This window comes from Thalassobaculum sp. (assembly GCF_040219615.1).
In the GTDB taxonomy this organism is placed as follows: Bacteria; Pseudomonadota; Alphaproteobacteria; order Thalassobaculales; family Thalassobaculaceae; genus Thalassobaculum_A.
On the sequence record NZ_JAVJSE010000010.1, the window covers coordinates 497365 to 517193 of the forward strand.

The 19829-nt window shown below is 70.0% G+C and carries 19 protein-coding genes; 7 read left to right on the forward strand and 12 right to left on the reverse strand.

What is annotated here, in order from left to right; translation table 11 throughout:
- The first annotated feature begins 9 nt into the window (after positions 1–9).
- Positions 10–990, forward strand: coding sequence for a fumarate hydratase (locus RIC31_RS07170; RefSeq protein ID WP_350104672.1), 981 nt, complete (start codon positions 10–12; stop codon positions 988–990).
- Positions 951–1634, forward strand: coding sequence for a fumarate hydratase C-terminal domain-containing protein (locus RIC31_RS07175; protein WP_350104673.1), 684 nt, complete (start codon positions 951–953; stop codon positions 1632–1634). Before RIC31_RS07170 ends, RIC31_RS07175 begins: the two co-directional genes overlap by 40 nt.
- 58 nt (positions 1635–1692) lie before the next feature.
- Here RIC31_RS07175 and RIC31_RS07180 read toward each other — a convergent pair whose 3' ends face one another.
- The 6 genes from RIC31_RS07180 to RIC31_RS07205 all read right to left on the reverse strand — a co-directional run bounded on the left by RIC31_RS07180 (position 1693) and on the right by RIC31_RS07205 (position 8040).
- Positions 1693–2445: a lipid-binding SYLF domain-containing protein gene (locus RIC31_RS07180; protein WP_350104674.1), complete on the reverse strand. Its 753-nt coding sequence runs from the start codon at positions 2443–2445 to the stop codon at positions 1693–1695.
- Between the two features lie 184 nt (positions 2446–2629).
- A complete protein-coding gene (locus tag RIC31_RS07185) occupies positions 2630–3751 on the reverse strand; it encodes an NAD(P)/FAD-dependent oxidoreductase (protein WP_350104675.1) in 1122 nt (373 codons plus the stop codon).
- Positions 3748–4845 (reverse strand): ABC transporter ATP-binding protein, encoded by a 1098-nt coding sequence (locus RIC31_RS07190; protein WP_350104676.1) that lies wholly within the window; start codon positions 4843–4845, stop codon positions 3748–3750. Before RIC31_RS07190 ends, RIC31_RS07185 begins: the two co-directional genes overlap by 4 nt.
- 145 nt (positions 4846–4990) lie before the next feature.
- Positions 4991–6154 carry an ABC transporter substrate-binding protein gene (locus tag RIC31_RS07195; RefSeq protein WP_350104677.1) on the reverse strand — a complete coding sequence of 388 codons (1164 nt, stop codon included), beginning with the start codon at positions 6152–6154 and terminating at the stop codon, positions 4991–4993.
- A gap of 221 nt (positions 6155–6375) precedes the next feature.
- Positions 6376–7161: an ABC transporter permease gene (locus RIC31_RS07200; protein ID WP_350104678.1), complete on the reverse strand. Its 786-nt coding sequence runs from the start codon at positions 7159–7161 to the stop codon at positions 6376–6378.
- 9 nt (positions 7162–7170) lie between these two features.
- Positions 7171–8040, reverse strand: a complete 870-nt coding sequence (locus tag RIC31_RS07205) for an ABC transporter permease (RefSeq protein WP_350104679.1) — start codon at positions 8038–8040, stop codon at positions 7171–7173.
- Positions 8041–8158: 118 nt separating this feature from the next.
- Between RIC31_RS07205 and RIC31_RS07210 the strand changes: the two genes are divergently transcribed.
- On the forward strand, positions 8159–9133 hold the full coding sequence (locus RIC31_RS07210) for a LysR family transcriptional regulator (protein ID WP_350104680.1): 975 nt from the start codon (positions 8159–8161) through the stop codon (positions 9131–9133).
- A gap of 88 nt (positions 9134–9221) precedes the next feature.
- Complete coding sequence (locus tag RIC31_RS07215; RefSeq protein ID WP_350104681.1) at positions 9222–11963, forward strand: hypothetical protein; 2742 nt, start codon at positions 9222–9224, stop codon at positions 11961–11963.
- 25 nt (positions 11964–11988) lie between these two features.
- On the opposite strand, the gene RIC31_RS07220 is transcribed toward RIC31_RS07215, so the two are convergent.
- A complete protein-coding gene (locus RIC31_RS07220) occupies positions 11989–12549 on the reverse strand; it encodes a PAS domain-containing protein (RefSeq protein ID WP_350104682.1) in 561 nt (186 codons plus the stop codon).
- A gap of 93 nt (positions 12550–12642) precedes the next feature.
- Complete coding sequence (locus RIC31_RS07225; RefSeq protein WP_350104683.1) at positions 12643–13203, reverse strand: PAS domain-containing protein; 561 nt, start codon at positions 13201–13203, stop codon at positions 12643–12645.
- A gap of 181 nt (positions 13204–13384) precedes the next feature.
- On the opposite strand from RIC31_RS07225, the gene RIC31_RS07230 reads away from it, so the two are divergent.
- Together RIC31_RS07230 and RIC31_RS07235 are read left to right on the forward strand one after the other, a co-directional pair.
- Entirely contained in the window at positions 13385–14224 is an 840-nt protein-coding gene (locus RIC31_RS07230; RefSeq protein ID WP_350104698.1) for a DMT family transporter, read from the forward strand.
- A 67-nt stretch (positions 14225–14291) separates the two neighbouring features.
- Positions 14292–15068: an SDR family NAD(P)-dependent oxidoreductase gene (locus RIC31_RS07235; RefSeq protein WP_350104684.1), complete on the forward strand. Its 777-nt coding sequence runs from the start codon at positions 14292–14294 to the stop codon at positions 15066–15068.
- Here RIC31_RS07235 and RIC31_RS07240 read toward each other — a convergent pair whose 3' ends face one another.
- From RIC31_RS07240 to RIC31_RS07255, 4 genes are all read right to left on the reverse strand, one after another.
- Complete coding sequence (locus RIC31_RS07240; RefSeq protein WP_350104685.1) at positions 15069–15665, reverse strand: LysE family translocator; 597 nt, start codon at positions 15663–15665, stop codon at positions 15069–15071.
- A gap of 516 nt (positions 15666–16181) precedes the next feature.
- Complete coding sequence (aliB, locus tag RIC31_RS07245) at positions 16182–17345, reverse strand: cyclohexanecarboxyl-CoA dehydrogenase (RefSeq protein ID WP_350104686.1); 1164 nt, start codon at positions 17343–17345, stop codon at positions 16182–16184.
- Positions 17342–18124 (reverse strand): 2-ketocyclohexanecarboxyl-CoA hydrolase, encoded by a 783-nt coding sequence (gene badI / locus RIC31_RS07250; RefSeq protein ID WP_502990099.1) that lies wholly within the window; start codon positions 18122–18124, stop codon positions 17342–17344. The genes aliB and badI overlap by 4 nt, the downstream gene beginning before the upstream one ends.
- Positions 18125–18155: 31 nt before the next feature.
- Positions 18156–18923 carry an SDR family oxidoreductase gene (locus tag RIC31_RS07255; protein WP_350104688.1) on the reverse strand — a complete coding sequence of 256 codons (768 nt, stop codon included), beginning with the start codon at positions 18921–18923 and terminating at the stop codon, positions 18156–18158.
- Between the two features lie 101 nt (positions 18924–19024).
- Here RIC31_RS07255 and RIC31_RS07260 point away from each other — a divergent pair, with 101 nt between their 5' ends.
- Complete coding sequence (locus tag RIC31_RS07260) at positions 19025–19546, forward strand: MarR family winged helix-turn-helix transcriptional regulator (RefSeq protein ID WP_350104689.1); 522 nt, start codon at positions 19025–19027, stop codon at positions 19544–19546.
- The last annotated feature ends 283 nt before the right edge of the window (positions 19547–19829 follow it).

Consider the following 19829-nt stretch of genomic DNA (forward strand, 5'->3'; position numbering starts at 1 on the left):
GGGCACCCCATGCCCCACGCCCCGAAAATTGCCGCAGACGCCCTGGAAGAGGCCGCCCGCACCTGCATGGCCAAGGCCGGGATCGAGATCCCGGACGACTATCTCGGCGGCATCCAGGAAATGGCGAGCACCGAGCGCGGCGACCTGTCGGCCTTCGTGCTGCGCGCCATGCTGGAGAACTGGGAGGCCGCCAAGGCCGACAGGCGACCGATGTGCGCCGACACCGGGGTGCCGCGCTGGTACGTGAAATACGGCAACGAGGCCAAGGTCGAGGGCGGCCCGGTCGAGGTCGAGCGCCGCCTGCGCCGGGCGACGGCGCGCGCCACCCAGGACGTGCCGCTGCGCCCGAATCGGGTGCACCCGCTGAGCCGCCGGGACAACGACAACAACGTCGGCATCAACGCCCCGGAGATCGAGTACAGCTTCGAGCCCGAGGCCGACTGGGTCGACATCACCACGGTCCACAAGGGCGGGCTGTTCGGCACCGACTACCGCATGCTGTTCCCGGCCGACGGCATCGACGGCATCAAGCGCTTCGTCCTCGACACCCTGGTGGCGTTCGGCAAGCGCGGCCTGGCCTGCCAGCCGGCGATCGTCGGCATCGGGCTCGGCGGCTCCAAGGACACCTGCATGACGCTCGGCAAGCAGGCCGCCTGCCTGCGCACGGTCGGCGACCGCAACCCGGACCCGGAGATCGCCGCCCTCGAACTCGAGCTGAAGGACCTCGGCAACTCGATCGGCATGGGCGCCATGGGGTTCGTCGGCTCGTCCATGGTCGTCGATTGCCACATCGAGGTCGGCTACACCCACACCGGCGGCATGCCGATGAGCGTGCACTGCTTCTGCCTGTCGTCCAGGCGGGCCACGGCGCGGCTGCACCCGGACGGGCGGGTCGAGTACCGCACCGACCCGCAATGGTTCACCCCCTACATGCGACGGGACACGGTCGAATGGCAGAGCCCAGCGGAAAGCTCAAAGAAGTCCGCCTGACCACCCCGGTCACCGACGCGGCCCTGCGCGGGCTCGAACTCGGCGACGTGGTGTATCTCGACGGGCTGATCTACACCGGCCGCGAGAGCGTCTACAAACGCGTGCTGCAGGACGGCATGGCGCCGCCGGTCGACCTGAAGACGCTGACCAACGTCAACTTCCACTGCTCGCCGGCGGCTTCGCGCAACGCCGACGGCAGCTTCAACGTCGGCGCGGTGACCGCCACCGCCAGCTTCCGGTTCTCGAAATGGCTGCCGCAGTGGTTCGCGGTGTCGGGCGCCAAGGTGATCGTCGGCAAGGGCGGGATGAGCGAGCAGGACTATCGCGAGGTGTTCGTGCCGGCGGGGGCGGTGTACCTGACCACCGTCGGCTACGGGACCGGCGCCCTGCTGGGCCGCGGCATCAGGCGCGTGGTCGACGCCCACTGGATCGACGATTTGGGCATCGCCCAGGCGATGTGGGTGCTGGAGGTCGAGAGGTTCGGCCCGCTGCTGGTCGAGAGCGACATGGACGGCAACTCGCTGTTCGAGCGCAACAACCGCATCGTCAACCAGGGCCTGGCCCGGGTCTACGAGGGCCTGAAGCCGCCCAGCCTGGCGCGCTTCGGCGAGACCGACGACCGCAAGGACGAGCTGATCGGGTAGGCGGGCCCGGAGGAAAGGGCGCCGGAGGCGGGTGCTTCCGCCTCCGGCAAGATTTCGGTCACCCGGGCAGGGCGGTGCGCAGCTGCGCCCCGTGCTCGGCCCTCATGGTGCCGGTCAGCGCCGCATCCGGCGTGACGTCCGAGCCGTAGTAGCGGCCGTTGCGGTCGGCGTTCCAATGCACGTCCGCGACGCCGACCCCGGCGCCGGCGAACAGGCCCTCGGTGTCCGACCAGATGACGATGTCGCCGGTGCCCCAGGTGGTCGCGGCGTTCGCCGAGTAGGTCAGGATGTTGAATCCGGCATCGGCGCTCAGCGAGAACTTGTTCTGCTGGCGGAAGTTCTGCACGGCCTTGTCGCTCATCAGGATGAAGGCGACCTCGCCGCTGGAGATGCCGGCCTCGAGCCCGACGGTGAGCCCGCCGACGTCGTAGAACGCCGGACCGCTCCAGCCGCCGCGGCCGTGCGACAGCATCACGCCGTCGCCGCCTTCGCCGCCGACCCCGAGGGCCGCACGGGTGAAGTCCGGCACGATGTAGACGCCCTTGGCGCTGCGCAGGAGTTCGGCGACCTTCGGGTCCGACCGCATCCGCTGCACCACGTCGGTCGCCTTCTCGATCAGCTTCCTGGACTCCATCTTATCCGACCGCTCGGCGGCCGCGCTGTTCTCGTTCGCTTCCTTCTGGGTGGGGGTGGGCGTTACGCCGGGCGTCGGCTCGTTGTCGAGCCCGACCGCGAGCGTCGGCGCGACCGCGATCGCGCAGCCGACGAGAAACGGTGTCGTGTAGCGGCGCAGACTGTCGTGCATACGCATGGGTAGTCTCCGTTCAGGTAGTCAGGGCGCCCCCCTGACGGCCGGTGCCTGACGGCCGCCGGCCGCGCGCCTGTCGGGCGCGAAGCGGAATCGGGCACGTCGGCACCGTCCCGCACGGGGTCAACGCCTGTCCGGCCAACCGGTTCGACAGTTCCGGGCGTGTCGACTACACGACCCTGTCGTTCTAGGACTTCGCGTAGGCTGGGCCGATCCCGGCCCGGCCCGGATCCAGCGCCGCCACCACCGCCGCCGGCAGCGCCGGTTTGCGTGCCAGCACCAGGTCGGCCGCCAGCCGCGACAATGCCGGCGATGTCTGCACCCCGTAGCCGCCCTGGCCGGCCAGCCAGAAGAAGCCCTCGGCGTCGGCGGCGAAGCCGACCGCCGGGCTGCGGTCGGCGACGAAGCTGCGCAGTCCCGCCCAGCTGCGCTCGACCCGGGTGACCTCGACCGTGGTCATCCGCTCGAACCGGTCCAGCCCCTCGGCCAGCACCATGTCGTCGGGCCAGGCGTCATGCGGGTCGACCGGGTCCTCGTCGGCCGGCGACACCATCAGCTTGCCGGCCTCGGGCTTGGCGTACCAGGATTCGGACACCGGTGCGAACAGGGGCCAGCGGTCGACGTCATGGCCGGCGGGTGCCGGCAGGATTGCCGCCGACCGCCGCATCGGCACCAATCCGACCCGCGCCACCCCGGCCATCTCCGCCACCGTGTCGGCCCAGGCGCCGGCCGCGTTCACCAGCACCGGCGCCTCGAACTCTCCGGCTGCCGTCTCGACCCGCCAGACGCCGCCGCCTCTCCCGATCCGTTCCGCGCCGGCATCCTGGACCACTGTGCCGCGGTGGTGCCTCAGCTGCCGCGCGAAGCCCTGCAGCAGCCGGTCGACGTCGATGTCGCGGGCGCCACGCTCGATCGCGGCACCGCTGATCAGGTCGCCCCGCAGCACCGGCACAAGCGCGACCGCCTCGTCCGGACTCAGCGCCTCCATGCCCTCGGCCCCGGCCAGATGCCGCTCCAGCGCCGGCATCTCGGCCTCGGTCGCCACCAGCAGTTCGCCGCGGGGCGAAAGCAGCGGGCCGTCGACGAAGTCGGGGACCTCCAGCGCCGGGGCGCTGGCGGCGTTCAGCGCCCGCAGCGTGGCGTTGCCGTAGTTGGCGATGAAGATCGCGGCCGAGCGGCCGGTGGCGTGGGTGCCGATCGCCGGCTCGCGCTCCAGCACCGTCACCCGGGCATCGGGCGCCAGCCGGGCGGCCGCGGAGATGCCGGCAATGCCGCCGCCGATCACCAGGACGTCGGCGGTTCCGGTCACGCCGCCCCCGAGCGCTTGTCGCCGGGCAGGGCGGTGCAGTCCTCGGGCCGCACGCTGACGGTGACCTCCGCGCCCTCGGGAAACGGCCGGCCGTCGATCATCTGGATGGCCTGGGCCTGTACCTCGCCGATGCGCAGGAAGTAGCGCGCCAGCTGGCCCTGGTAGTCGACCGCCTCGACGGTGGCGCCGACCGCGACGGCGCCCGGCGGGGCGGTCATGGAGGTGGAGAGCGTGAGCTTCTCGGCCCGCACCACCAGCCGTGCCGCGCCCGCATCGCCGAGCCTGGGAGCCCGGTCGCGCGGCAGCGCCAGCCGACCGAACGCCGCCGATTCCAGCTCGACCGATCCGGTGTCGCCGCCGCTTACCCGGGCCTCGAAGATGTTGGCCGCGCCCAGGAAGCGCGCGACGAACTCGTTGGCCGGGGTGTTGTAGACCTCCTCCGGGGCGCCCTCCTGCTGAACCTCGCCGGCGCTCATCACCACGATCCGGTCGGACATCGCCAGCGCCTCCGACTGGTCGTGGGTGACGAAGATCGAGGTCACGCCGATGCGGTGCTGGATCGCCTTCAACTCGACCCGCATCTCCTCGCGCAGGTTGGCGTCGAGGGCCGACAGCGGCTCGTCGAGCAGCAGCACGTCGGGCTCGATGACGATCGCACGGGCCAGGGCGATGCGCTGCTGCTGGCCACCGGAGAGCTGGGTCGGGTACCGCTCCTCGACCCCCGGCAGGCGGACGATCTCCAGGGCCTGGCGGACCTTGTCGCGCGCATCGCCCTTGGACACACCGCGATATTTAAGGCCGAAGGCGATGTTCTGCTCGATGGTCTTGTGCGGGAACAGCGCGTAGTTCTGGAACACCAGCCCCAGGTTGCGCTTGTGGATCGGCACGTCGTTGACCCGGCGGCCGCCGATCAGGATATCGCCACCGGTCGGCCTCTCGAGGCCGGCGACCATGCGCAGGATGGTGGTCTTGCCGCAGCCGGACGGTCCCAGCAGCGTAGTGAACGAGCCTTCCTCGAACGTCACGTCGGCCTTCTGAACCGCCGTGATCGGCCCGAACGACTTGGTAACTCCCTGCAGTTCAACGCGTGCCACGGCTGCCCCGCCCGTTGTGGTTCCTGCGCGTTCGCTCCGCCCTACGCGGCCCGCCGAGGGCGGGCACCTCAGGACGATAGAGAATGGGCTGTCGCCCTGAGGTGCCCTGACCCCGGACTTGGTGTGGGGTCAGGGCCTCGAAGGGTCAGGCGCCCTTCTTGATGCGGTTCCAGGCCTTGCGCTGGTCCTTCTCGACCGGGTTCCAGACGGACGGATCACGGAACACCAGGCCCTCCAGCTTGCCGGTCGGGTCGTAAGCCGGCAGGCCCTCGATGACCTCGGTCATCGCCACCTTCTGCGGGTCGAGGGACGGCGGATACTTCTGGCCCTCGGCCACCGCGATGGCGGTCTTCGGCTCGAGCATGAAGTTCAGCAGCTCCTCGGCCTCGGCCATCGGCGAGCCCTTGAGCACGAACATGCTCTCCATCCAGGCCAGCCCGTTCTTGGGATCCAGGTAGCCGATCGGATGGCCCTGGGCCTGCAGGGCGGCGACCCGGCCAGACCACGCCTCGGTGACGTAGATCTCGCCCTTGGCCAGCAGGTCCATCAGCTCGGCGCCCGAGCTCCAGTACTTCAGCACCAGTTCGCGGTGCTCGCGGACCTTGTCCCAGACCGCGTCCCAGTCCTGGATGTCGTTCGGGTCCTGGCCGGACTGCAGGGCGCCGTACCAGGCGCGGTTGGCCCAGTCGCCGCCCCAACCGCCGATCTTGCCCTTCAGCTCCTTGTCGAGCAGCAGGTCGGCACCGAGCTTCTCGGCCTCGGCCTTGGAAACGTGCTCGGTGTTGTAGGCGATGCCGGTGGTTCCGTAGTCGTAGGGCACCGCCGACAGGCTGTCCGGGGTGATCGCCCGGAACGGCGCCATGATCGACTCCATGACGTTGGCGATGTTCGGGATGTTGGCCTCGTTCAGCTCGCTCCCGTAGCCGGCGTCGACCCAGCGCTTGTACCAGCTGACCCCGGAGGAATGCAGGATGTTGTGGCCGTCGGTGCTGCCGGCGGCGCGCACCTTGGTCAGCACCTCGGCCTCGCCGCCGAAGGTGGCGTCGATCACCGTGTTGCCGGTCTTCTTCTCGTAGGGATCGAAGGCGTGCTTGCGCAGCGCCTCGCTGACCACCCCGCCCCAGCCCTCGAAATGCAGCTCGGTGCCGGCGGCCAGCGCGTGCCGCGACAGCCCCGTCATCACGCCGCCCGAGACCCCGGCCGCCAGCCCGGCATAGCCGAGCAGCGCCATGAACGTGCGGCGGTCGACGTCGCCGTTGCCGAGCCGCTCGCGCAGCCCCTCGTAGCGTTTCGTGCTGTCGATCTTCATCTTTCGTCTCCCTGTTGTTGGTGGCTGGTCGCTTGTTGTCGATTCAAGCCTTTGCGGCGGGCGGGTTCCGGATCGATCCGTCCCGCTAGCGCGGTCCGTCTCGTCCGGAATGACGAAGCAACGGGGGGCCGCCGTTCTCCTCCTCTCGTCATTCCGGAGCGGTCCGCCGACGGCGGAGCGCATCCGGAACCCAGATCGCGACGGGCGAGCGGCGACCACCATCAACCCCGTCGCCGCGCGAAGTAGCGGGCCAGCGCGCCGGCGGTCAGCGGCAGGCCGACGGTGACGACGATCATGACGAAGCCGAGGGCGTTGATCTCCGGGCTGACCGAGTTGCGCAGCATCCCGAAGATCTGGGTCGGCACCGTCTCGGCCCCGGCCGGCCGCCAGAAGATCGTGGCGGTGATGTTGTCGAACGAGATCGTGAACGCGAACAGCGCGCCGGCGAACACCGCCGGCATCAGCAGCGGCAGGGTGACCTGCAGGAAGGTCTCCAGCGGCGACGCGCCGAGGCTGCGGGCGGCTTCCTCGTACTCGCGCCGGATCCCGACCAGGCGGGCCTGCACCACCAGCACCACGAACGGCAGCGCGATGATGGTGTGGCCGAGCAGCAGCAGCGCGAAGGAACGCGGCATCGACAGCCAGCGCAGGAAGATCAGCAGGCCGACCGCCAGCACGGTCTCCGGCACCAGCACCGGCGAGATCAGCAGCGTGGTGATCCAGTCCTTGCCCCGGAACCGGTAGCGGACCAGCGCCAGCGACGCCAGGATGCCGAGGGTGGTGGCGCAGGCCGCGGTCAGCAGGCCGAGCGTGAAAGAGGTCTCGAAGGCCCGCATGATGGCCTCGTTCTCGAACAGCCGGCGGAACCAGCGCAGGCTGAACCCCTCGATCGGGAAGCCGCTGAACTGCGAGCTGTTGAAGGCCAGCAGCAGGACCACGGCCACCGGCGCGAACATGAATACGTAGACTGCGACCGCGTAGCCCCTGATCCAGTTCCACGCCCGCATCGGCCGCCCCTACCCGAACGCCTTGGACAGCTGGTTCAGCCGCATGAACCGGCTGTAGACCACGACCACCACGCCCAGCAGCACCAGCAGGGCGAACGACAGGGTCGCCCCCATCGGCCAGTTCAGCTCCGACAGCACCGCGTCGTAGATCAGGTTGCCGAACAGGAAGTCGTCGGGACCGCCCAGGATCAGCGGCGTCACGTAGCTGCCGGCGGTCAGCACGAAAACCAGCAGGCAGCCGGCGGCCAGCCCGGGCAGCGACAGCGGCAGCGTGACCTCGAGGAAGGCCTGCCAGGGCGTGCAGCCCAGGGTGCGGGCGGCCGGCTCCAGGTTGCGGTCGATGCCCTCCAGGCTGACGTAGACGTTCAGGATCATGTACGGCAGGAAGACGTGGATGAACCCGACCACGACGGCGAACTCGTTGAACATCATCTGCAGCGGCTCGTCGATCAGGCCGAGCCAGAGCAGCAGGCCGTTGATCGCACCCTGGTTCCCCATGATGTGGATCCAGGAGAGGGTGCGGATGATGAAGCTGACCCAGAACGGCAGGATCAGCAGGAGCAGCAGCAGCCATTTGTGGCGGAACCGCGTGTTGGCGATGAAATACGCCGGGACGTAGCCCAGCAGCGCCGCCAGCGCGGTGACGATCAGCGACAGCCGGAAGGTCTTCCAGATCGCCTGGTGGTAGTAGCCGTCGGTCAGCAGTTCCTGCCAGTTGCCGAACTGGAAGGCCACCCGGTCGAGGCCGAGGTCGATGTTCTCGTAGAACGAATAGACCAGGATGAACGACATCGGCACGACCACCAGCAAGGCGATCGCCAGCAGTGCCGGAGACAGCAGGTACCAGGGCCGGAGATCTCGCTCGTATGCCTGCGCCATCGGGTGTCGCGCACTCCGCTGCTTGCACGGTCCGGGCGACAGACCGTCGGCGAAGTATCGCAACCACCGGATTTATTGTACAAATTGATATTACCAATCAACCACATTGCCTAGATTTATGAACAACGCCCGTGTCGACCTGTCCGAGAAGTTCGTCGGCGAACTCGACTGGAACCTGCTGCGGACCTTCGTGGTGATCGTCCAGGAGGGTGGGATAACCGCCGCCGCCCATCGGCTGCTGCTGCGCCAGCCGACCGTCAGCCTGGCCCTGCAGCGCCTCGAGAGCCGGATCGGCAGCCGCCTGATCGACCGCGGCCGCGGAGCGTTCCGGGTGACCGCCGCCGGCCGCGAGCTGTACCGGGAATGTGTGGAGATCTACGGCAGCGTCGCCCGGCTTGCCGAGGTCGCGACCACGGCGTCGCGCGAGGTCTCCGGCAACGTGCACGTCTCGTTGGCCAGCCACGTCATCACGCCGCTGCTGGACGACACCATCACCGCCTTCCACGCGGCGCATCCCGGCGCCACCTACCGGATCAAGATCGAGACCAGCGCCGACGTCGCCCGCAGCGTCCAGGAATCGAGCGCCAGCCTCGGCATCTGCCTGGTCAACAAGCGGCTGCCGCAGCTCGACTACGAGGTCATCTACCGGGAGTTCTTCGGGTTCTTCTGCGGGCCGCCGCATCCGCTGTTCGGGCGCGCCGGCCTGACCCTCGAGGACCTGCGCGGCCAGGCGGCGGTGTCTTTCGACACCGACTATGTGGGCGACGCGCTCCGCCCTGTGGCGCTGCTGCGCCGGCAATACGAACTCGGCCAGCCGGTGGTCGGGCAGTCGCCGCATCTGGAGGAGGTGCGGCGCATGATCCTGTGCGGGCTCGGGATCGGACCGCTGCCGATCCATGTGATGGAGCGCGACATCCGGGACGGCCTGCTGTGGCGACTTCCGCCGTACCGCAAGCCGCCGGCCATCGACATCTATCTGGTGACCAATCCGCGCCGCGCCCTGAACCGCGCCGAGGCCGGGTTCATCGCCGCTCTGCGCCGCCGCATCGCCGACACCCCGATCGCCGAGCGGACCTACGCCGGATCGGCGTAGGCGGCGCCCCAACGCCCCCCGGCTGAATTTTCATCCCCGGTCTGCTATTTTTGCTCCACACGACGGACAACGCAGCGGGGGAACCACCATGCGGATCACGGCACCGGTTGCGGCGACGCTGCTCGCCCTGCTCCTGGCGTTCACCGCCTCGCCTCTGGCCGCCGCCGGCGAGCCGTCGGCGCGCTGCGGCCCGCTGCCGAAGCCGTCGGACGGCAAGGCGGCGTTCGACGCCGCGCTGATCGACTTCCTCGGCGACTTCCGGACCGGCAGCCCGGAGCCCTGCTTCAAGCTGCTGGGCTGGAAGGCCGACGGGGTGCGCCGGCCGTCCGGTCCGGTGTTCGTCGACCCACGCTCGGGCGCCCTGCAGAGCGCCGGCACCCACGGTGCCGGGCACATGCGGGTGTGGTACTCGCCGGAGGTGATCGGCTGGCTCGAGCGCGGCCGCGACGGCCGGGTGCCGGACGGCGGGGTGATCGTCAAGGCGATGTTCAAGCGCCAGCCGCCGGGCTTCGAGGACATGGCGTTCAGCGGCTACGCGATCATGGTGATGGACCATGCCGGGTCATGGGACGGCTGGTACTACGCCGACGGGGCGCCGTCCGGCGTGCCGACCGAGGCCAGCGCGACCGCGCCCTACGGCTTCTACGACTACAACAGCTTCGGCCAGTACTGCGTCAACTGCCACGCCTCGGCGGTCGACAACAACACCTTCGCGACCCTGCGCAATCTGCGCGTGCCGGACGAGCTGCCGAACACCAACGAGGCGCCGCTGTGGTTCGCGACCATCATCCCGACCATGCCGGTCCAGACGCTCGACACCCTGGCGCGCTACGCCACGCCGCACGAGCACGGCGCCGCGGCAGGCGGCCCGGCGCTGCACGCCCCCGATGCGGCACCGGCCTTCGACCCCGACGTGTTCGACCACTATCCGGCGGTGCCGCCCGGCTATGTCGCGGCGAAGCCGAAGCCGTTCCCCTACGAGTCCTACGACCACGTCCCACAGGGCCCGCAGCCCGCCGGGCACCGGCCGTTCCTGACCTCCGACCAGTGCATCGGCTGCCACAACGCCACGGTCAACAACGACTCGCTGCCGAACATGACCCTGCAGGTCCGGGCCGCCGGCGCACCGGCCGACTCGCTGCCGCAGCGCATCAACCTCTCGCCCTATGCCGAGTGGCGCTACTCGATGATGGGGCTGTCGGGCCGCGACCCGATCTTCTACGCCCAGCTCGAGACCGAGCGGAACCTGCATCCGGAGCTGGCCGACGTCATCGACAACAAGTGCCTGTCATGCCACGGGGTGATGGGCCAGCGCACCTACGTCCACGACAACGGGCCGGAGGCGCTGTTCACCCACCAGATGGTCATGGCCGACCCGACGACCGCCGATCCCGAGGCCCGTCGCTACGGCGCGCTGGCCCGCGACGGCGTGTCCTGCATGGTCTGCCACCGCATCGAGGCCGACGGTCTCGGCACGCCGGCCACCTACACCGGGCAGTTCAAGGTCTCGGCCGACGCGACGAAGATCTACGGTCCCTACAAGGAGGTCGTCGAGAAGCCGATGCAGCATGCCATCGGCCTGACGCCGGAATTCCAGCCGCAGATCAGGAGTTCGGAATTGTGCGGCTCGTGCCACACCGTGTTCACGCCGTCGCTCGACGTCGACCGGCCCTATACCCGCGCCGAGTTCGACGAGATGGCGAAGACCGGCAAGGGCGTGTTCCACGAGCAGACCACCTATCTCGAATGGAAGAACAGCGCGTTCTCGGGACAGCTCGCCGGTAGCGCCGGCGCCGTTCGGTCCTGCCAGGACTGCCACATGCCCAATACCTTCGGCGCCAAGTCGCTGGCGTTCCGGATCGCGTCGATCGAGGACGAGAATTTCCCGTTCGTCGACGAACGGCTGCCGCCGAAAGACCTGCACATGCGCGTGCGCGGCCGCGACCCGGCGTCCGGCGATCGTTATTCCCGGCACTCGCTGCACGGCATCAACGCCTTCGCCGGTGCCTTCTTCGAGCAGTTCCCCTGGCTCCTCGGAGTCGGCCGCGGCGACCCGATGACCGGGTTGGCCAGCGGGCCGGTGAACGCCCGGAGCGTGGCGGAGATGGCGGCGTCGCAGACCGCCGATGTGACGATCCCCTCCTTCGAGGTGCGGGGCGGCACGGTGTTCGCGGAGGTGGCGGTGCGCAACCTGACCGGCCACAAGTTCCCGTCCGGTGTCGGCTTCCGCCGCGCCTTCCTGGAGTTCACGGTCATGGCCGACGGCGTGCCGGTCTGGACCTCCGGCGGCACCGACCGCAACGGCGTGATCGGCACCCGGGCGGCCGGCGCCTTCGTGCCGCTGCCCAGCGAGTTCTGGACCGACAACGCCTACCAGCCGCACTACGAGACCGTCACCGACCCGAACCAGGTGCAGATCTACGAGGAGGTCGCGACCGACAGCAGGGGCGACATCACCTCCAGCTTCCTGGCGCTGCGCAAGGTGCTGAAGGACAACCGGCTGCAGCCGCGCGGCTGGTCGGCCGACGGCCCGGACGCGGCGATCACCGCGCCGCGCGGCGGGGCCGCCGACGACCCGGCCTATGTCGACGGCAGCGGCGGCGACACCGTGCGCTACGTCGCCGAACTGCCGGCCGGCACCACCGGCCGGATCACCGCCCGCGCCATCCTCTACTACCAGGCGATCCCGCCGCACTACCTGAACCAGCGGATGCGCTGGCTCGGCCAGGAGGCGTCCGACCGACTCGCCTGGTTCGTCCAGAACGTCTCGCTCGGCGGCCGCACGGCGGACTGGAAGCTGCGGGTGGCGTCGGCGCACGCGGCCGAATAGACGGGCCGGCCGCGCCCGTCGGCCGTCAGTCCCGGAAGTCCGGCACGCCGGCGCCGATGTCGATGTAGTCCCGGCGGGCGACGCTCATGATCTGCAGCTCGTCCAGCTCGATCGAGGAATAGTCGCGCTCGCGGCCCGTGCTCGAGCAGGCATAGGCCAGGCTGGCGGCGCCGTCTTCCCCGCGGACCGGCAGGGCGATCGCCTCTCGCGTCATGACGCGGCCGGAGCGGCTGATCGACCGGAGCTGCGCCAGCATGCCGGCCGGCTGCTCGCATACCAGGAACAGCGCCCGCGATGCCTTCGGGCGGCGCGCCTCCTCGACGAAGTCCAGGTAGTTGCGCCCGGTGATGTCCTGGCCGTAGTCGTCGATGACCGCCGAGCCGACCAGCCGCAGCTTCACGGTCTCGGGCGACACTAGCTCGTGGATCACGATGTTCGGCAGAAGCCGTGGCACCTCCTCCGGACGAAACGCCTCGCGCCGGGGAATCAGGTCGACCTTGGGCAGCGAGGACCAGTACCCGGCGAACAGCCGCGAGCACTCCGCCAGGACTTCCAGTCCGTCGAGGATGTCCGCGGCTCCCGTCAAGCCGGCCCTCACGAGATTATTTCCATTTTGAGGAGAGAATAGCACGCAGGACGGAACGAACGGCAACGGACAATCCTGTCGACGGTGGCGCCCTCAATCCCGGAAGTCGGGCCGGCCGGCACCGATGTCGATGTAGAAGCGCTGCATGACGTTCATGATCTTCAGATGGTCGCCCTCGGCGGTCGTGTAGTCGCGTTCGCGGGCCGGGCTCGAGCAGAAGTAGACGAGGTTGGCGACGTCGCCGTCGCCGCGCATCGGGAAGGCGATCGATTCCCGGGTCAGGATCCGGCCGGCCCGGGTCACCGAGCGCAGCTGGACCAGCATGCCGGCCGGGTGCTCGCACACCTCGAAGATCGCCCGCGACGCCTTCGGCCGGCGCGCCTCGTCGACGAAGTCCAGGTAGTTGCGGCCGGTGATCTCCTGGCCGTAGTCCTCGATCACCGCCGAGCCGACCAGTCGCAGCCGCAGCATTTCCGGCGACACCAGTTCGTGGATCACCATGTTCGGCAGCAGCCGCGGGACCTCCTCCGGCCGGAACGCGTCCCGCCGCGGAATCAGGTCGAATTTCGGCAGCGCCTCCCAGTACTCGGCGAAGGCCCGCGAACGGTCCTCCGTGATCACCACCCCGTCGAGGATCCCCGAGGTCCCTGGCATCCGCCGCCTCCTCGAACGGACGTTGCTGGCGAGCGAGCCTATCACGTCCCCGCCGTCGGCACCCGTACGTGTCGACGCCCGGCAACCGCTGGGCTAAGACTGCGCTCTCACCTCGCCGCGGGAGGCGGCTCTGTCCGACACCGGATATCTCGACGACAGCCGACGCGGGACCGGCATCCTGCTGATGGTCGCGGCCTTCCTGCTGTTCACCTTCCTGGACACCTCGGCCAAGCTGCTGGCCGAGGAGATGAACAGCCTGCAGATCGTGTGGGCGCGCTTCGTCGGCCACGCGGTGCTGGTGGCGGCCGTGCTGCTGCCGCGCAAGGGCACCCGGGTGCTGGCCTCGTCGAACCTGAAGCTGCAGATCGTCCGCTCGGCCTTCCTGTTCCTGTCGACGATCTTCAATTTCTTCGCGCTGCGCTACCTGCCGCTGGCCACCACTTCGTCGATCATGTTCACCATCCCGCTGCTGGTCGCGGCACTCTCGGTGCCGCTGCTCGGCGAGAGGGTCGGCTGGCGGCGCTGGACGGCGATCGCGGTCGGCTTCGTCGGCGTGCTGATCATCGTCCGGCCGGCCGGGGCCACCCTGCACTGGGCGATCGGGCTGTCGCTGTGCAACGTGGTGGCGGTCTCGCTGTACCAGATCGCCACCCGCAAGCTGGCGGCGCGCGACCACTCCGACACGACGTCGCTGTACTCGCCGCTGTTCGGGACGGTGGTGCTGCTGCCGCTGCTGCCGTTCATCTGGGAAGCCCCGTCCGGATGGTTCGCCTGGACGCTGCTGTGCCTGCTCGGGGTGTTCGGCGGGGTCGGCCACTGGCTGCTGATCATCGCCCATCGGTTCGCCCCGGCCTCGCTGCTCGCGCCGTTCAGCTACACCGCGATCCTGTGGATGACCGCCTCCGGCTACCTGGTGTTCGGGCATCTGCCGGACCGATGGACGGTGGCCGGCGCCGCGGTGGTGATCGCCAGCGGCCTGTACGTGTTCCACCGCGAGCAGCTCCGCAAGGCGGGAAGCTGACGGTGCGCGCTTGAGCGGCGAGCCCCCGGCTCCTAGGCTGCCGGTCCCACCCACCCCGGAGTCCGCCATGCCCGTCACGACCTCGCTGTTCGACCTGACCGGCCGCACCATCCTGATCACCGGCGCCTCGCGCGGCATCGGCTTCGCGATGGCCCGGGCCTGCGCCGAGCACGGCGCCCGGGTCGTGCTGAACGGCCGCGACCCGAAGACCCTGGCCGAGAAGGTCGACGCGCTGGCCGCCGACGGCCACGACGCCGAGGGCGAGGCGTTCGACGTCACCGACGAGCCGGCGGCGATCGCCGCCCTCGACCGCATCGTCAACCGGCACGGCGGGCTGTACGGGCTGATCGCCAATGCCGGGGTGCAGCACCGGGTGCCGGTGCTGGAGTTCCCGACCGAGGACTTCCGGCGGGTGGTGGAGACCAACCTGACCGCCTGCTTCGTGCTCGGCCGCGAGGCGGCGAAGCGGATGATCGCGACCGGCGCCGGCGGCAGCATCATCAACACCGTGTCGATGCTCGGCCCGATGGCGCGGCCGACGGTGCCGGCCTATATCGCCGCCAAGGAGGGCCTGCGCGCCCTGACCCGGGCGATGGCGGTGGAGCTCGGCGGGAGGGGCGTGCGGGTCAACGCGGTCGCCCCCGGCTACGTCGCCACCGAGATGAACACCGCCTTGCTCGACAACAAGGAGTTCAATGCCTGGGTAGTCGGCCGCACCCCGATGGGCCGCTGGGCGAAGCCGGAGGAACTGGGCGGTGCCGCGGTCTACCTGATGAGCCCGGCCGGCGCCTTCGTCAGCGGCCACGTGCTGAACGTCGACGGCGCCATGAGCGTCGCCGTGTAGCTACCGCAGCACCGTGTACGCCACCGACGCCAGCAGCAGTCCGGCCAGCGACCAGTTCATCGCCCGGCCGGTGCGCGGGTTGCGCAGCACCGACGAGAAGCCGGACCCGATGCCGAGCCAGGCGGTGTTGACGGTGACGTTCACGCCGATCAGCGCCGCGATCTTCAGGGCGGTATCCAGGACCGGATCCCCCGGCACGATGCTGCCGCTGGCGTAGACCGCGCCGATGGCGGCGTAGGCCTTGGGGTTCACCAGCGACAGCAGGTAGCCGCCGGCGGTGGTCGGCTCCCTGCCCGGCTCGGCCGCGGTCCGCACCACCGGGGCGGTGGCGATCCTCCAGGCGAGGTACAGCAGGTAGGCCAGCCCGACCGCGGTCAGCACCGGCACCGCGGCCGGCAGCGCCAGCACCATCCCGGTGATACCGGTCGCGACCATCAGCAGGACCGTCGAGTTGCCGAGCAGGATGCCCGCCAGGTAGGGCAGGCCGCGCCGGAACCCGAAGGTCGAGCCGGTCGCGGCCAGGCTGACGATCGCCGGGCCGGGGCTGCCCATCAGCGGCAGCGCCACCGTGAGCAGGGCGACGGTGTTCTCGAGCATTCGGGGGATCCGGGCAGGACGGGACGGCGGGACCCGCGATCATACGGCCGGCGGCACCGGCGTCCAGCCTGGCCGTCGGTTCGCGGACACCAGCCGTCGCTCCGTGGGTTCCGGCTCGACCGCGCCGAGGGCGGCGCGCCCGTCCGGAATGACGACAAGGGGGGTCGCACTCCGCGGTCGGCCGGCCGTCGCGATGTCCTCATTTCTCGACGTCATTCCGGACCGGACCGCCGACGGCGGGACGGAGCCGGGCGGCGCGCTCGTCCGGAGCAACGTCAAGGGGGGTGGCGTCGCCCTCCGCGGTCGCCCGGCCGTCGCGATGTCTTCATTTCTCGACGTCATTCCGGACCGGACCGCCGACGGCGGGACGGAGCCGGGCGGCGCGCTCGTCCGGAGCAACGTCAAGGGGGGTGGAACCGCCCTCCACGGTCGGCCGGCCGTCGCGATGTCCTCAATATTCGACGTCATTCCGGACCGGACCGCCGACGGCGGGACGGAGCCGGAACCCACCCGCCCTCAGCGCTTCGCCAGGTGCTGCACCGCGACCTTGCCGGCGCGCTCGCGGGCCACGATCAGCTTCATGATCTGCGCGGTGCCGTCGCCGATCTCCAGGCCCATGACGTCGCGCAGCCGCTGCTGGTGCGGCAGGTCCATCGACCAGCCGGTGTGGCCGTGGGTCAGCAGGCACTGGTGGATCACGTCGACCGCGGTCTTCGGGCCCAGCCACTTGCACATCGCCGCCTCGGCGGTGTGCGCCGCCCCGTCGTCGCGCAGGCGCAGCGTGTGGTAGCAGAGCTGGCGGACGGCGGCGACCAGGCCCTCGCCCTCGGCCAGCGGGAAGGTCACGCCCTGGTATTGCGCGATCGGCGCCCCGAAGGCCTCGCGCTCGCCGACATAGGCCCAGCTCTCGTCGAGCGAGGCCTGGGCGGCGGCGCAGCACTGCAGGCCGATCAGCGCCCGGCTGTAGTCGAAGCCCTGCATGACCTGCACGAAGCCCATGCCCTCCTCGGCCAGCCGGTGGTCGGCGGGAACCCGCACGCCGTCGAAGAAGATCGAGCCGCGGCCGACCGCATGGCTGCCGAGGTCCCTGAACCGGGTGGTCGTGATCCCCTTGGCGTCCATCGGCACCAGGAAGGCCGAGACCCCGCGGGCGCCGCTGTCGGGCGCGCCGGTGCGGGCGAACACCACCGCGGCGTCGGCCTGGTCGGCCATCGAGATCGACGACTTCTCGCCGTTCAGGACGTAGCCGTCGCCGTCGCGCCGGGCCGAGAGCTGCAGGTTGGCGGCGTCCGACCCGCCGCGCGGCTCGGTCAGCGCCAGCGCGAACAGCGCCTCGCCCGACACGATGCGCGGGATCCACGCCGCCGCCAGCTCCGGTGCCGCATGGCGGGCGACGATCTGGCCGTTCAGGGACGACAGCAGCGGCACGTAGCCGACGTTGAGGTCGGCATGGCTGACCGCCTCGATCGCCAGGCCGACAGTGACGCTGGGCGCGCCGAGGCCGCCGTAGCGCTCCGGCAGGTCGGCGCCGATCAGGCGGAGCGCGCCCATCTCGCGCACCAGCGCGCGGTCGACCATGCCGGCCTGCTCGCGCGCCATGTAGCCGGGGGCGATGCGCTCGGCCGCGAACCGCCGGGCGGTCTCGCGGAACGCCGCCTGCTCCTCCGAAAGCGCGGTCATTTCTGGTACTTCCGGAAGTCGGGCTTGCGCTTCTCGTTGAACGCCCGCACGCCCTCCTGGGACTCCTCGCTGGCGTAGTACATCGACAGCGCCTGCATCCCCATGCCGCTGATGCCGCGGATATTGTCGGTGTCGGCGTTGAACGAGCGCTTGGCGATGGCGATCGCGGTCGGGCTGCGCTCCATGATCTCGGCGCACCAGCGCGCCACCTCGGCGTCCAGCTCGTCGTGCGGCACCACGGTGTTCACCAGGCCCATCGCCATGGCCTCGGCGGCGCTGTAGCGGCGGCACAGGTACCAGATCTCGCGCGCCTTCTTCTCGCCGACGATGCGGGCGAGGTAGGCGGTGCCGAAGCCCGGGTCGACCGAGCCGACCTTGGGGCCGACCTGGCCGAACTGCGCCTTGTCCGAGGCGATGGTGAAGTCGCACAGCGTCGCCAGCACGTTGCCGCCGCCGATGGCATAGCCCTGCACCCGGGCGATCACCGGCTTCGGCACCTCGCGGATGATCGACTGCAGCTCCTCGACCGGCAGGCCGATCATGCCGCGGCCGTCGTAGCCGCCGTCATGGGCCGACTGGTCGCCGCCGGTGCAGAACGCCCGGTCGCCGGTGCCGGTCAGAACGATCACCCCGATCGCCTTGTCCCAGCCGGCCCGATTGAACGCGTGGATCAGCTCCTCGCAGGTTCGGCCGCGGAAGGCGTTCATTACCTTCGGCCGGTCGATGGCGATGGTGGCGACCCCGTCGGCCACCGTGAACAGGATGTCCTCGTACTGCATCTCTCTGCCCTCCCCGATCATCCGGCCCCGATCATCCGGCCATGGTCAGGCCGCCGGACACGCTCAGCACCTGGCCGGTCACGAACGCCGCGTCGTCGCTGGCGAAGAACAGGATCGCGCCCGGCAGGTCTTCAGGCTCGCCGATCCGGCCCATCGGCACGGCCCGGCGGAACGCCTCCTCCAGCTTTTCCGGGTTGCCCGCGCCGCGCTTGTACTCGGCGAACAGGGCGGTGTTGGTCGCCCCCGGGCAGACCACGTTGACGGTGATGCCGTGGCGGGCGTGCTCGCGCGCCAGGGTCTTGGAGAAGCCGAGCATCCCGGCCTTGCAGGCGGCGTACACCGCCTCGCCGGTGGAGCCGACCCGGGCGGCGTCGGAGGCGATGTTAACGATCCGGCCGAAGCGTCGCTCCAGCATGCCCGGCAGCACCGCGTGGTGCATGTTCAGCGGGCCCATCAGGTTGATGGCGATCAGCTTCTGCCACTCCTCGGGCGTGCTGTCCTTGAACAGCCGGAACACGTCCCAGCCGGCGTTGTTCACCAGCACGTCGACCGGGCCGAGCGTCGCCTCGACCGCGACGATCGTGGCGACCACCGCGTCGTGGTCGGCTATGTCGCAGGCGAAGGCCTTCGCGGTGCCGCCGGATCCGGCGACCTCGGCGGCGATCCGCTCGGCGGCTGCCAGGTCGATGTCGAGCACCGCCACCCTGGACCCGGCCTCGCCGAAGCGCCGGCAGGTGGCGCCGCCGATGCCGCCGCCGCCGCCGGTGACGACGACCGTCCTGTCGCTCAGTCCACGCATGCGTCCTCCCTCGAGCCGGTCCGGGTGACAGCGCACGAAACCGCTGGTCCCGATATTATGACAAGGGTATGCTATATTTTGAACGATACGACAAGGTATTGATGAATTACACGTCCCAGGATCTTCCGACCGCCGCGCCCGCCGACCATCCGGACGCCCGATTCGACGTCGCCAACCGCCTGTTCCTGCGGCTCTACCAGGCGTCCAACCTGATGCACAAGACCGGCACCCGGGCGGTGTCGCGGCACAACGCGACGACCCAGCAATGGGCGGTGATGGGCGCGCTGTCGCGGCCGTCGGCGCGCGAGCGCGGCATGACGGTGAAGGAGCTGATCGGCTTCCTGATGGTCAGCCGGCAGAACCTGGCGGGGGTGCTGGCCCGCTTGGAGGACCTCGGCCTGGTCGAGCGGGTGCGCGGCGCCGACGGCGACGGCCGGCTGCGCCATGTCCGCCTCACGCCCGAGGGCGAGCGGGTGTGGCGCGACATGCTGGGCGACATCCGCGGCTACTACGCGGCGGCGCTCGACGGGTTCACGACCGAGGAATGCGTCCTGCTGTTCCGCCTGCTCGACCGCCTGCGCGACAGCCTGGACGGCCTGCCGGCCCCGCCGACACCGGGGTGACGGAGCGGCCGGTGGGTTCCGGCTCGACCGCGCCGAGGCGGCGCGTCCGTCCGGAATGACGGAAGTAATATGGTCGTCATTCCGGAGCGGACCGCCATCGGCGGGACGCATCCGGAACCCACGCAGCGACCTACGGTGTTCACACATCTCGAAATGGCGTGCGGTTTCATGCAGTTCGTGACGCCCGTCACTTCGTGGTTCCCGGAGCCGGCTGCTCGCGCAGCCTCTCCGGGATGACGACAGGGGGGTGGGATCTCGCGGTGAAATCGGCCGAATTCCACCA